12 protein-coding genes are annotated in these 13,108 nt (G+C 68.4%); 5 read left to right on the forward strand and 7 right to left on the reverse strand.

The genetic code is table 11. The annotated features are described in order from the left end of the window. Genes EV580_RS17185 through sucB form a run of 5 tightly spaced genes read right to left on the reverse strand, consistent with a single transcriptional unit; the run spans window position 1 to window position 5,090 of the window. The gene (locus EV580_RS17185; protein ID WP_133692420.1) at window positions 1-753 is read right to left on the reverse strand and encodes a DUF4191 domain-containing protein; all 753 of its coding nucleotides are present in this window, start codon (window positions 751-753) and stop codon (window positions 1-3) included. A 42-nt stretch (window positions 754-795) separates the two neighbouring features. Continuing rightward, a complete protein-coding gene (lipA, locus tag EV580_RS17190) occupies window positions 796-1,728 on the reverse strand; it encodes a lipoyl synthase (protein ID WP_133692421.1) in 933 nt (310 codons plus the stop codon). Further along, window positions 1,725-2,399, reverse strand: coding sequence for a lipoyl(octanoyl) transferase LipB (lipB, locus tag EV580_RS17195; RefSeq protein ID WP_133692422.1), 675 nt, complete (start codon window positions 2,397-2,399; stop codon window positions 1,725-1,727). The genes lipA and lipB overlap by 4 nt, the downstream gene beginning before the upstream one ends. A gap of 10 nt (window positions 2,400-2,409) precedes the next feature. Next, window positions 2,410-3,330 (reverse strand): TIGR01777 family oxidoreductase, encoded by a 921-nt coding sequence (locus EV580_RS17200; RefSeq protein WP_133692423.1) that lies wholly within the window; start codon window positions 3,328-3,330, stop codon window positions 2,410-2,412. A gap of 5 nt (window positions 3,331-3,335) precedes the next feature. Continuing rightward, a complete protein-coding gene (sucB, locus tag EV580_RS17205) occupies window positions 3,336-5,090 on the reverse strand; it encodes a 2-oxoglutarate dehydrogenase, E2 component, dihydrolipoamide succinyltransferase (RefSeq protein ID WP_133692424.1) in 1,755 nt (584 codons plus the stop codon). A gap of 165 nt (window positions 5,091-5,255) precedes the next feature. Between sucB and EV580_RS17210 the strand changes: the two genes are divergently transcribed. The 3 genes from EV580_RS17210 to EV580_RS17220 all read left to right on the forward strand — a co-directional run bounded on the left by EV580_RS17210 (window position 5,256) and on the right by EV580_RS17220 (window position 7,975). After that, the gene (locus EV580_RS17210) at window positions 5,256-5,576 is read left to right on the forward strand and encodes an oxidoreductase (RefSeq protein WP_133693106.1); all 321 of its coding nucleotides are present in this window, start codon (window positions 5,256-5,258) and stop codon (window positions 5,574-5,576) included. Between the two features lie 96 nt (window positions 5,577-5,672). After that, complete coding sequence (locus EV580_RS17215) at window positions 5,673-7,421, forward strand: SDR family oxidoreductase (RefSeq protein WP_133692425.1); 1,749 nt, start codon at window positions 5,673-5,675, stop codon at window positions 7,419-7,421. Window positions 7,422-7,504: 83 nt separating this feature from the next. Beyond that, complete coding sequence (locus tag EV580_RS17220) at window positions 7,505-7,975, forward strand: nuclear transport factor 2 family protein (protein WP_133692426.1); 471 nt, start codon at window positions 7,505-7,507, stop codon at window positions 7,973-7,975. Window positions 7,976-7,994: 19 nt separating this feature from the next. Here EV580_RS17220 and EV580_RS17225 read toward each other — a convergent pair whose 3' ends face one another. Then, window positions 7,995-9,509 (reverse strand): leucyl aminopeptidase, encoded by a 1,515-nt coding sequence (locus EV580_RS17225; RefSeq protein ID WP_133692427.1) that lies wholly within the window; start codon window positions 9,507-9,509, stop codon window positions 7,995-7,997. Window positions 9,510-9,537: 28 nt separating this feature from the next. On the opposite strand from EV580_RS17225, the gene gcvT reads away from it, so the two are divergent. After that, window positions 9,538-10,653, forward strand: coding sequence for a glycine cleavage system aminomethyltransferase GcvT (gene gcvT, locus EV580_RS17230; RefSeq protein ID WP_133692428.1), 1,116 nt, complete (start codon window positions 9,538-9,540; stop codon window positions 10,651-10,653). 22 nt (window positions 10,654-10,675) lie between these two features. Next, window positions 10,676-11,782 carry a branched-chain amino acid aminotransferase gene (locus EV580_RS17235; RefSeq protein WP_133692429.1) on the forward strand — a complete coding sequence of 369 codons (1,107 nt, stop codon included), beginning with the start codon at window positions 10,676-10,678 and terminating at the stop codon, window positions 11,780-11,782. On the opposite strand, the gene EV580_RS17240 is transcribed toward EV580_RS17235, so the two are convergent. Beyond that, the gene (locus EV580_RS17240) at window positions 11,775-13,058 is read right to left on the reverse strand and encodes a sensor domain-containing diguanylate cyclase (RefSeq protein WP_133692430.1); all 1,284 of its coding nucleotides are present in this window, start codon (window positions 13,056-13,058) and stop codon (window positions 11,775-11,777) included. The two genes, EV580_RS17235 and EV580_RS17240, sit on opposite strands and share 8 nt — an antisense overlap. Between the last annotated feature and the right edge of the window lie 50 nt (window positions 13,059-13,108).

Here is a 13,108-nt window from a genome sequence, read left to right on the forward strand (position 1 = left end):
TCAGCGCCGACGAACGGTGCGTTGCACGCCTTTCATTTTCGCCTGCGCGGGCAGCGGCCCCTTCGGCATCGCCGCCGGACCCATCCGGCTGCCCAGTGCGCCGAGCTTGGATTCGAGTGCGTCCATCTGCTTCACGGTGATGTTGGCGGGCAGCTTGGTCAGGTGCCGCTCCAGCTTGGACAGCGGCACCTCGCCCTCGCCGTTGCCGACGATCACGTCGTAAATCGGGATCTCACCGACGAGTCGTGCGGTGCGCTTCTTCTCCTGGGCCAGCAGCGGACGCACCCGCGCCGGGGAACCCTCGGCGACGAAGATCACGCCGGGCCGTCCGATCACCCGGTGCACCGCGTCGAAATGTCCGGTGGCCGCCACACCCGGGGTCACCCGCCACTTGCCTCGCAGGTTGTCCAGTGCCCAGGCCGCCGCACCGGTCTGTCCCTCGGCCTTGGTGAACACCGACTTCTGCGCGCGCCTGCCGAAGATGATGAACGCCACCAGCGCGCCCAGCACCACACCCAGCGGGATCAGCATGTACATGGTGAACCCGCCGACCAGCACCCCGCCCACCACGGCAGCGGCCACGATCAGCACGAACGCGCCGATCATGTAGGGGAGCAGCCGCTTGTCTTCCTTGCGCTGCATCTGGAATGCCTGCCAGAGCTGGCTGCGGCGCTGCTTGGCAGCGGCCTTGCTGGCAGCCTTCGCCTCGGCCTTGGCTGCCTTGTTCTGGGCAGCGGTGCGGGTTTTCGCCATAACTACCAAGAATACGGGCCGGCGATCAGCGTGACGCCGGGGTCACCGGGTGAGCTTGTGCGCCGCCGCGGCCTGCTGATACAGCCGGCCCGCACGGTAGGACGAGCGCACCAGCGGCCCGGACAGCACCCCGGCGAATCCCAGCCCTTCGGCGTAGGCGGCCAGCTCGACGAACTCCTCGGGCTTGACCCAGCGCTCCACCGGGTGATGACGCACCGACGGGCGCAGGTACTGGGTGATGGTGACGATGTCGCACCCCGCACCGTGGAGATCGGCCAGCGCGGTGTGTACCTCGTCGATGGTCTCGCCCATGCCGAGGATCAGGTTGCTCTTGGTCACGAGTCCGAAGGCCCGCGCCGCGGCCAGCACGTCGAGGCTGCGCTGATAGCGAAACGCCGGGCGGATCCTCTTGAAGATCCGCGGCACCGTCTCGACGTTGTGCGCGAACACCTCTGGACGCGAATCGAACACCTCGCGCAGAAGGTCCGGCTCGCCGTTGAAGTCCGGGGCCAACAGCTCCACGCCGGTGGCCGGGTTGAGTTCCTTGATGGCGCGCACCGTCTCGGCGTACAGCCACGCCCCACCGTCGGGCAGGTCGTCGCGGGCCACCCCGGTCACCGTCGCGTACCGCAACCCCATCGCCTGAACGCTCTCGGCCACCCGGCGTGGCTCGTCGCGATCCAGCTCCGCGGGCTTACCGGTGTCGATCTGGCAGAAGTCGCAGCGCCGGGTGCACTGCTCGCCGCCGATGAGGAACGTCGCCTCCCGGTCTTCCCAGCATTCGAAGATGTTGGGGCAGCCGGCTTCTTCGCAGACCGTGTGCAGACCCTCGCGCTTGACCAGGCTTTTCAGTGCGGTGTACTCCGGGCCCATGCGGGCCCGGGTCTTGATCCACGGTGGCTTGCGCTCGATCGGCGTCTCGGCATTGCGGACCTCCAGGCGCAGGAGCTTGCGGCCTTCCGGAGTGACGCTCACGTCGTCAATGTTACGGGCAGCCGGCCATCGAGCGCGTCACACACCGTTTCGGCGACCCGGGCGCGGACCTCGTCGACGCCGACGTGCCTGCCCAGCTCGGCCGTGAGCGACGTCACCCCGGCGTCGGTGATGCCACACGGCACGATCGCGGAATACGCCCCGAGGTCGCAGTCGCAGTTCAGCGCGAACCCGTGCAGTGTCGTGCCGCGCGCCACCCGGATGCCGATCGCCGCGATCTTGCGGGCCGGGCGGGGGCCGTCGGCAGGCAGCCACACCCCGGAGCGGCCGTCCACCCGGCCGGCATCCACCCCGAGTTCGGCACACACCCGGATCAGCGATTCTTCAAGGCGCCGAACATAATTCACCACATCCAGCGGCTCGGCCAAGCCGATCACCGGATAACCCACCAGCTGTCCGGGTCCGTGCCAGGTGATCTTGCCCCCGCGATCGGTGTCGACGACGGGAGTGCCGTCCAACGGCCGTTCGTGGGCTTCGGTGCGCTTGCCGGCGGTGTAGACCGCAGGATGCTCCAGCAACAGCAGGGTGTCTTGTCCGCCGGCCACCCGGGCGTCGGCCACCTCGCGCTGCAACTCCCAGGCGGCCAGGTAGTCGATGGTGCCCAGCTGCCGGACGTCGACACCTGCTGAACTGGACCGGATGGACTGGCGCACCTCTTCGACGCTACCCCTGGGTGGATGCGGTCGCGTAGGCCAGCGCTTCGCCGATGGTGTTGTGATGGAAGACGAACCCGGCCCGCTCCAGCGCGGCCGGGATGGCCCGCTGGCCGTCGAGCAGACCTTCGTCGGCGAACTCGCCGAGCAGGGTGCGCAGTGCGAAGCCCGGCACCAGCAGCGGCGTCGGCCGGTTCAGCGCCCGGCCCAGCGCCGCGGTGAACTCCGAATTCGTCACCGGTGCCGGTCCGGTGAAATTCACCGGACCCGAGAGCGCGTCGTTGTTGATCGCGAACAGCAGCCCGCGGATCTCGTCCTCCAGGCTGATCCACGGCATGTACTGCCGCCCGCTGCCCAGCCGGGCGCCAAGACCGAGCGCGAACAGCGGGCGCAGCCGAGCGAGCACGCCGCCGCCGGGGGAGAGCACCAACCCGGAGCGGGCCAGCACCACGCGCGCCCCGGCGTCCTCGGCGGCCAGCGCCGCCGACTCCCAGTCGATACAGAGCCGAGCCAGGAAACCGCCTCCGGCAGGCGCGGTTTCGTCGACGACCCGGCCGCGGGTGTCGCCGTAGTAACCGACCGCGCTGGCGTTGATCAACACCGGCACGCCGGCGTCGGCGACGGCGGCCGCGATCACCTCGGTCGGGCCGATCCGGCTGTCGCGCAGGCTCTGCTTGAACGCGCCCGACCACCGCTTCTCGCCGACATTCACCCCGCACAGGTTGATCACCGCGTCGACGCCCTCCAGGCCGGCGGGATCGAACTCGCCGCTGTCCGGATTCCAGTGCAGCTCGTCACTGTTGGCCGGTGCCCGTCGCACGATGCGCAGCACCCGGTGATCGGTGGCGCGCAGCGCATAGACCAACGCCGAACCAATCAGGCCGGATGAACCGGCTATCGCAACGACGAGCCCCTCTACTGGCTGGCCCATTGGCGTCACAGGCCCAGGTCGGCCTCGAATGCCCCTTCTTCGAGCCGCCGCTTGATGGTGGTCAGGAATCTGCCGGCGTCAGCGCCGTCGATCAGCCGGTGATCGTAGGTGAGCGGCAGGTAGCAGATCGAGCGGACGCCGATCGACTCGTTGCCGAAATCGTCGACGATCACCCTGGGGCGCTTGACGATCGCGCCGGTACCCAACATCGCGGCCTGCGGCGGAACCAGGATCGGGGTGTCGAACAACGCGCCCTGGCTGCCGATGTTGGTGATCGTGAACGTGCCGCCGGACAGCTCGTCGGGCTTGAGGTTGCCGCTGCGGGCGCGGTCGGCGATGTCGTGGATCGCGCGGGCAAGGCCGCCCAGCGAGAGGTCGCCGGCGTTGTGCACCACCGGTGAGAGCAGACCCTGCTCGGTGTCCACCGCGAAGCCGAGATTCTCGGCGTCGTAGTAGGTGATCTCCTTGGTGTCCTCGTTGTAGCTCGCGTTGATGTTCGGGTGCGCCTTGAGCGCATCGATGACCGCACGGGCGATGAACGGCAGATAGGTCAGGTTGACCCCTTCGCGCTCGGCGAAGCTGCTCTTCGCCTTGGCCCGCAGCGCCACGATCTTGGTCATGTCGACCTCGTGGGTCTGCGTCAGCTGCGCTGTGGTCTGCAGCGATTCGCGGGTCTTCTTGGCGGTGATCTGCCGAATCCGGTTGGCCTTCTGCGTGGTCCCGCGCAGGTGGGCCAGCGGCGACGGGGCCGATGCCGCTGCCGGGGCGGGTGCGGCAGGGGCGGCGGCCGCAGGAGCAGCGGGTGCGGCCGGCGCCTTCTTGGCTTCGGCCGCGGCCAGCACGTCCTGCTTGCGGATTCGTCCGCCGACGCCGGTGCCCTTGACCGACGCGAGGTCAATTCCGTTCTCGACGGCCAACTTTCGCACCAGCGGGGTGACGTAGGGGCTGCCGTCGGACGCGGCACCCTCGTCGGCGGCCGCTGCCGGAGCGGGTGCCTGCTTGGGCTCGGGCTTGGGTTCCGGCTTGGGTTCTGGCTTGGGCTCCGGGGCGGGTTCGGCCTTGGGTTCCGGCTTCGGCTCGGGCTTTGGCTCCGGCTTGGGTTCGGGCTTCGGCTCGGGCTTGGCTTCAGGCGCGGCACCGGCATCGCCGATCTTGGCCAGCTCGCCGCCGACGGCGACGGTGTCGTCTTCCTCAGCGGTGATGGACAGCAGTGTTCCGGCCACCGGCGAGGGAATCTCGGTGTCGACCTTGTCGGTGGAGACCTCGACAAGCGCTTCGTCGACCTCGACGGAATCGCCGACCTTCTTCAGCCACCGGGTCACGGTGCCTTCGGTGACGGACTCACCGAGCTCGGGCATCGTCACCGACGTCGACGATCCCGACGACTGCGCGGCAGGTGCCGCGGCGGGCTCGGGCTCTGGCTCCGGCTCGGGTTCGGGTTCTGGTTCGGGCGCTGCCTCTTCGGCGGCCGGCTCCTCGGCGGGCTTCTCCTCGGCGGCGGGCGCGGACTCCGCGGCCTCGCCGGCTTCCCCGATGACCGCGAGTTCGCCGCCGACCTCGACGGTGTCGTCCTCCTGGGCAACGATCTTGGTCAGCACACCCGACGCCGGTGAGGGGATCTCTGTGTCGACCTTGTCGGTCGACACCTCGAGCAGAGGTTCGTCGACTTCGACGGTATCGCCCTCTTGCTTGAGCCACCGGGTGACGGTCCCCTCGGTGACGCTCTCACCGAGTGCCGGCATCTGGACGGAGACGGCCATTGTGTTGACTCCCTCGAACGGTCAGTCGTGCGGGTCGGACTTCTGGCTTACCACAGCGTCGTGTACCCATCCTGTCATTGCCGAGCCGCTCACATGCACTCAGGGCGACGTGTGTTTTCTCTGGCACCATCGATGGAAAGAACCACTGAGAGGAGTGCGTCGGAGTTGGGGCTGTTCGACAGGTTCCGGCCCGGTCGCCGGGCCGAATCAGATGTTGCCGCCGACCACCGGCATTTGCAGGAGTGGGCCGCGCCGCGCGTCGGGGTCGAGGCGTTCGTCGAGCCCGAGACCAGCGTCACCCCGATGACCGTCGTGCTGGTCGCCGCCGACGGCGAGTGGACCCGTCGCCCGACCGGCGGTCCGGCCGGAGCGCGGCGGCTCGGCGAGCAACTCGGAATCCCCGTCTACGACGTGCAGAAAGTCGGATACCCGCAGCGGATGCGCGACTACGACGCCCGCAAGCGGATCGAACGCCGTCGGTCTTGACACCCGACTGTCCGGGCGGGCAGGGTCACAATCGTTCGGTACCCACGGTATGAGCTACCGAGCGTCACAGTTACTCGGCCGGCCTCGGAGGTCCTGATGACCATGCGCTATGTCGACACCAACGACGGAGCCCGCCTCGCGGTCTATGAGGAGGGCAACCCCGACGGCCCGACCGTCGTCCTCGTGCACGGCTGGCCCGACTCGCATGTGCTGTGGGACGGCGTAGTGCCACTGCTGGCCGACACGTTCCGCATCATCCGCTACGACAACCGCAGCGCAGGCGCGTCCTCGGGCCCCAAGTCGTACAAGGCCTACACGATGGCCAGCCTCGCCGACGACTTCGGCGCGGTCATCGCCGAGCTCAGCCCGGGGCAGCCCGTGCACGTGCTGGCCCACGACTGGGGATCGTCCACCATCTGGGAGTACGTGACCCGCCCCGAGGCCGTCGAGCGGGTGGCGTCCTTCACGTCGGTCTCCGGGCCCAACACCGAGCATTTCAGCCGGTTCGTCCGCGACGGCCTCAAGCGGCCTTATCGGCCGAAGGTGTTCTCCCGCGCGCTATCTCAGGGTGCGCACCTGAGCTACATGGCGGCCTTCTCGATACCGGTGCTGGCCCCGGCCGCCGTGCGCGGCGCCGCCACGCTACTGCTCGGCACGGTCAGCCGCGGGATTCCCACCCGACAGCGCCACCACGGGCAGACGTTCAGTTCCGATGCCGCCAACGGGCTGAAGATCTACCGTGCCAACTTCTTTCGCACGTTGCTGCATGCCCCCAAGCCACGCTACGTCGAGGTTCCGGTGCAGGTGATCGTCAACCTCGACGATCCGTACGTGCGGCCCTACGTCTACGACGACACCGCCCGGTGGGCGCCGCGGTTGTGGCGCCGCGACATCCGCGCCAAGCATTGGTCGCCGTTTACCCATCCGCAGGTGCTGGCCACCGCGGTCACCGAGCTGGCCGAACACCTCGACGGCAAGCCGGCCAGCCGTGCGCTGCTACGTGCCGAGGTCGGCCGTCCACGAAAGTACTTCGGCGACATGCTCGTATCGGTCACCGGTGCCGGAAGCGGCATCGGAAGGGAGACCGCATTGGCCTTCGCCCGCGACGGTGCAGAACTCATCGTCAGTGACATCGACGAGGCCGGTGTCAAGGAGACCGCAGCACAGATCGCCGCACACGGCGGCATCGCTCATTCGTACGTGCTCGACGTGTCCGACGCCGACGCCGTGGAACGCTTCGCCGAGGAGGTGTCCGCCGCGCACGGGGTGCCCGACATCGTCGTCAACAATGCCGGCATCGGGGTGGCGGGTGCGTTCCTGGACACTCCCGCAGAGCAATTCGACCGCGTGCTCGACGTCAACCTCGGTGGTGTCGTCAACGGCTGCCGGGCGTTCGCCCGTCGGCTTGTCGAGCGCGGCACCGGCGGCCATATCGTCAACGTGTCTTCGATGGCGGCGTACGCGCCACTGCAGTCGTTGAACGCCTACTGCACCTCCAAGGCGGCGGTGTACATGTTCTCCGACTGCCTGCGTGCCGAATTGGATTCCGCGGGAATCGGATTGACGACCATCTGCCCAGGGGTCGTCAACACCAACATCGTGTCCACCACCCCGCTCATCGCCCCCGGGGGCAAGCGCTTGGCGGTCGCGCCCCGGCGTGCGCAACTGGAGAAGATGTTCGATCTGCGCGGCTATGGTCCGGACAAGGTGGCCGCCGCGATCGTCTCCTCGGTCAAGAAGAACAAGCCGATCCGGCCCGTCACACCCGAGGCGTACCTGCTCTACGGCACATCCCGGATCGCCCCGCAGGCGTTGCGCAGCACCGCCCGCGGCAAGGTGCTCTGAGCGCTCCACTACCGGCTAGCTGGTAGTCCGCTCTGGCGGCTTGCCGTGATGCCCGTCGCGGCGCCGGCTGCCAAGGTCGGGAGATGACCGAGGTGACCCGAATCCGCCGGCCCGCCCCGCCCTTCGACCGGCGCTCGGCGGTTGCCAAAGTGCAGGCCTCCGAGGACGCCTGGAACACCCGCGATCCCTGGATGGTCTCGCTCGGCTTTTCGGTCGACGCGGCCTGGCGGCACCGCGACATCTTCATCACCGGACGCGACGAAATCGTCGACTTCCTCATCGCCAAGTGGCGGCGCGAACACTATTACGCCCTGCGCAAGGAGTTATGGGCGTTCGACGACAACCGCCTCGCGGTGCGCTTCCAATACGAGTGGCACGACGAGGACGGGCAGTGGTGGCGCAGCTACGGCAACGAGCTCTGGGAGTTCGACGAGCAGCGGCTCAACCGGCGCCGTGAGGGTTCGATCAACGATGTGCGCATCACTGACGCGCAGCGGCGCATCTTCGGCCCGCGCAGCCGGGAAGAGCGCGGTATCGCCTTCCCGCTGCAGTGAGGTAGCCCGCTGCAGTGAGCTAGCCGTTGGCGGCGATGTCCTCCAGCACCGCGAACATCGTCCGCGTCGGCACGCCGGTGCCGCCCTTGCCGGTGTAGCCCCATGGGCCCGACGCGTTGTACGCCGGCCCGGCGATGTCGATGTGCACCCACTCCACGCCGTCGGCGACGAACTCGCGCAGGTACACCCCGGCGACCAGCATGCCGGCGAACCGCTGCGCGCTGACGTTGGCCAGGTCGGCCACCGTGGACTTGAGATCGTCCTTGAGCTCGTCGGGCAGCGGCATCGCCCAACCGTTCTCACCTTCGGCCTGTGAGATGCGCGACACCCGATCGCGGAAGTCGTCGCTGCCCATCACGCCCGGAATGCGGGCGCCCAGCGCGACGGTCTGCGCGCCGGTCAGCGTCGAGGTCTCGATCAGATAGTCGGGGTTGTCCTCGCACGCCCGCACGATCGCGTCAGCCAGGATCAGCCTGCCCTCGGCGTCGGTGTTGAGCACCTCGACAGTGATCCCGCCGTACTGGGTCAGCACGTCACCCGGGCGCTGTGCGGTCGACGACGGCATGTTCTCGGCCATCGGGACGGTGGCGATCACGTCGATCGGCAGCCCCTGGTTGGCGGCCAGCACCACCGTGGCGATCACCGCGGCGGCACCACCCATATCGGAGGTCATGTGGTGCATCGAGGCGGCCGGCTTGATCGAGATTCCGCCTGTGTCGAACGTGATGCCCTTGCCGACCAGGGCTACGGTCTTGGCCTTCTTGCCCTTGCCCCCTCGGTAGGCCAACCGCACCAGTCGCGGCGGGCGCGAGGAACCCTTGCCCACCCCGACGATGCCGCCGTAGCCGGCCTTGGCCAACGCCTTGTCGTCGAGAACCTCGACCTCCAGACCGGCCGCCTCACCCAAAGCCTTGGCGCGCTTGGCGAATTCGCCGGGGAACAGGTGACTGGGCGGGGTGTTGACGAAGTCGCGCGCGGTGGCCACCGCCGTCGCGATGGCGGTGGCCCGGGCCGCGTCCTTCTTGGCGCCGGACGCCGTACTCAGCGCGACGATCTTGGCCAGCGCCGCTTCCTTGGGTGCGGTCTTGGCGCTGCGGAACTCGGTGAACCGGTAGCTGCCGAGGATCAGGCCCTCGATCGCGGCCTCCAGATCCAGCTCGGTCAGCGTCGTGATGACGGTCTCCACGCCGGACAGCGAGCGCGCCGCCACTCCGGCGGCACGCCGGATCACGTCGGCAGGCCACTCGTCACGATCGGCCCCCAGCCCGATGGTCAGCACACTGCCGACCGGAAGCGACGGCACGTGCAGGCGGGTGACCTGCTCGACGCCGCCCTTGGCGCCCAGCGCGCGCAGGCTCACCTGGATCTCGCCGATGGCCTCGGCGTCGAGGAACGGGCCGCCCACGACCACGGGGGAGCCGTCGCTGTCGGGCCCGGTCACGACCGGGACGATCAAGACGGCCCCCATCGCCCGCTTGGGCAGTGAGGTCGCGACGGTGACGGTGGGGGCTGGGTAGCCGACTTCGGTGCTCACGGGGATTCACACTAATCGCGGGGGATTAGTGTTGTTGGCCGTGACCGACACATCCGATCTGTTGCTTGGCCCGCTCGACCGTCAGCACCGCGAGCTGGGCGCCAGCTTCGCGTCGTTCGGGGGCTGGTCGATGCCGGTGTCGTATGCCGGCACCGTCGGCGAACACACCGCCACCCGCGAGGCCGTCGGCCTGTTCGACGTCAGCCACCTGGGCAAGGCGCTGGTGACCGGGCCGGGCGCCGCGGAGTTCGTGAACGCCGCCTTCACCAACGACCTGCGCCGGGTCGGTCCCGGCAAGGCGCAGTACACGCTGTGCTGCACGCCCGACGGCGGGGTGATCGACGACCTCATCGCCTACTACGTCAGCGACGATGAGATCTTCCTGGTGCCCAACGCCGCCAATACCGCCGCTGTGGTGGAGGCGTTGCAAGCCGCTGCGCCGCAAGGCATTTCGATCACCAACGAGCACCGCTCGTACGCGGTGCTCGCCGTCCAGGGTCCGCGCTCGGCCGAGGTGCTCGCCGCGCTGGGTCTGCCCACCGACATGGACTACATGGGTTACGCGGATGCCACCTACTCCGGCGTGCCGGTACGGGTCTGCCGCACCGGCTACACCGGTGAGCACGGCTACGAGCTGCTGCCGCCGTGGGACTCCGCACCGGTGGTGTTCGACGCCCTGGTGGCCGAGGTGCAGGGCGCCGGCGGACAACTCGCGGGGCTGGGCGCACGCGACACGCTGCGCACCGAGATGGGCTACCCGCTGCACGGCCATGAGCTGGCGCTGGACATTTCGCCGCTGCAGGCCCGCTGCGGCTGGGCGATCGGCTGGAAGAAGGACGCGTTCTGGGGCCGCGATGCTCTGCTCGCCGAGAAGGAGGCAGGTCCGCGCCGGCTGCTGCGCGGCCTGCGCGCGACCGGCCGTGGCGTGCTGCGCCCCGAGCTGACCGTGTTGAAGGGCGACCAACCGGTGGGCGTCACGACGTCGGGCACGTTCTCGCCCACACTGAAAGTCGGTATCGCCCTTGCCCTCATCGACGCAGACGCCGGAATCGAGGACGGCGCGCTGGTCAACGTCGACGTTCGCGGCCGCCCGCTGGAGTGCGAGGTGGTCAAGCCGCCGTTCGTCGAGGTCAAAACTCGGTAGCCGTCCGGTCTACAATTCCCATATGACGAACGGCCTCCTCGAGTTCACGGTTGAGCGCAATGCGAACCCGGCGAGCGACGAGGTACGGGGCCAGATTCTGGCCGATCCCGGCTTTGGCCGTTTCCACACCGACCACATGGTCTCGGTGCTCTACACCGACGAACAGGGTTGGCACGACGCCCGCGTCGTGCCCTACGGCCCCATCGAGCTGGACCCGTCGGCCATCGTGTTGCACTACGCCCAGGAGATCTTCGAGGGCCTCAAGGCCTATCGGTGGGCGGACGGCTCGATCGTCTCGTTCCGCCCGGAGGCCAACGCGGGGCGGCTGCGTGCCTCGGCGCGCCGGCTGGCGATCCCGGAGTTGCCCGAGGAACTGTTCGTCGAATCCCTGCGCCAGCTGATCGCCGTCGACAACCAGTGGGTGCCGCCCGCGGGTGGCGAGGCGTCGCTGTACTTGCGGCCGTTCGTGATCGCCACCGAGCCCGGTCTGGGGGTGCGGCCGGCCTCCGAATACCGCTACCTGGTGATCGCCTCACCGGCCGGCGCGTACTTCAAGGGCGGGATCAAGCCGGTCAGCGTGTGGCTGTCCACCGAATACGTCCGGGCCAGCCCGGGCGGCACCGGCGCGGCCAAATTCGGTGGTAACTATGCCGCTTCGCTGCTGGCGCAGGCCGAAGCCGCCGAGCACGGCTGCGATCAGGTGGTGTGGCTCGATGCGATCGAACGCCGCTACATCGAGGAGATGGGCGGGATGAACCTGTTCTTCGTCTTCGGCAGTGGGGGCTCGGCGCGGCTGGTCACCCCGGAACTGTCCGGCTCACTGCTGCCCGGCATCACCCGCGATTCGCTGCTGCAACTGGCCAGCGATGCGGGCTTCGCCGTCGAGGAACGCAAGATCGACGTCGAGGAATGGCGCAAGGGCGCGGCCGCCGGCGAGATCACCGAGGTGTTCGCCTGCGGCACCGCCGCCGTCATCACCCCGGTCTCGCACGTCAAGTACGGCGACGGCGAATTCACCATCGCCGACGGACAGCCCGGTGAAGTGACGATGGCGTTGCGCGACACCCTCACCGGCATTCAGCGCGGCACCTTCGCCGACACGCACGGCTGGATGGCTCGGCTCAGCTAGCCAGGCCCGCTCGCACCGTGTTTCGGCCGGATCCCTTGGCTTCGTAGAGCGCGTCGTCAGCGCGCGCGACCCACGATGTCACGTCGTCCTGCGCGGTGGCCTGCGCGACGCCGATGCTGACGGTCACCGCGCCGGCGTCGATGAACGGGGTATCCGCGACCGTGGCGCGGATTTGCTCGGCGAGCTTCACGCCGTCTTGTAATGCGCAGCCGCGCAACAGGATCACGAATTCCTCGCCGCCCCAACGCGCCACCATGTCGGTATCGCGGCAGACCCCCACCAGCCGCCGGGCGATCTCGACGAGAACCCGGTCACCGGCCTGATGCCCCCGGGTGTCGTTGACGGCCTTGAAGTTGTCGACGTCGAGCATCAACAGCGAGAGCGACTGGCAATGCGCCTGGTTCAGGTCGGCGGAGATCAACTCCTGGCCGTGACGGCGGTTCCATACCCCGGTCACCGGATCGGTGACCGCCAATCGTCTCAGCTCGGCCTCGAGCGCCTTGCGCTCGGTGATATCGCGGGTGACACCGATGATCTCCAGTACCCGCCCGTTTTCGTCGATGTGGGGGATGACCTGCATCTCGGCGGGCACTCGGGTGCCGTCCTTGTGGAAGAACTCATGTTCCGCGCGGAACAGCGGCAGATCGGTGCCGTCCCGGACCGCGGCGATCGCGCTGCGGAAGTATTTCCGAATGCGGTCGGCGGATTCCGGGGGAAAGAAATCGCTGAGCGCCTGCTGCATCGTCTCCTCGGCACTCACCCCGCGCAGCCGCTCGATGGCCGGGCTGATGTAGGTGAGCGTGCCGTCGACCGCAGTCGTCCACACCACATCCCAGGCGTTTTCGACGAGCAGCCGGTAGCGCTTCTCGGAGAGGTTGAGTTCGGCTTCCACTTTGTGCAACTGGGTGACGTTGCGGGTGGCGCCCTCCAATACGACCGACCCGTCCTTGCGCTGCCGTGACCGGATGAAGGTCTGGCCGTACACCGGATTTCCATTGCGGTGCTGCCAGATCAGTTCGACTGTCGCCTCGGTGCCCGGCTTGAGCTCCAGAGCGGCTTCCAGCCGGGCGGCGTGGGAGGCGTCGACCACACCGAGCACCCCCTCGGGGTCGGTCATCGCCTCCTCGGGCGTCCAGCCCAGCAGGCTCTCCACCGCGGCGTTGACGTATTCGAACGCCAGATCAGGTTTTACCCGCAGGACGTAGAACAGCGTCTCGTTGCTGTTGGCCAGTTCCTCGAACCACGAAGCATCGGGCGTCCCCTCCGACGTGCCCATTGCCACCCCCTGCTTTTGCCCGAATCTAATTCGCCGTGCGGCTTCGCGCC

This window comes from Mycobacterium sp. BK086, from assembly GCA_004362315.1.
Classification (GTDB): domain Bacteria; phylum Actinomycetota; class Actinomycetes; order Mycobacteriales; family Mycobacteriaceae; genus Mycobacterium.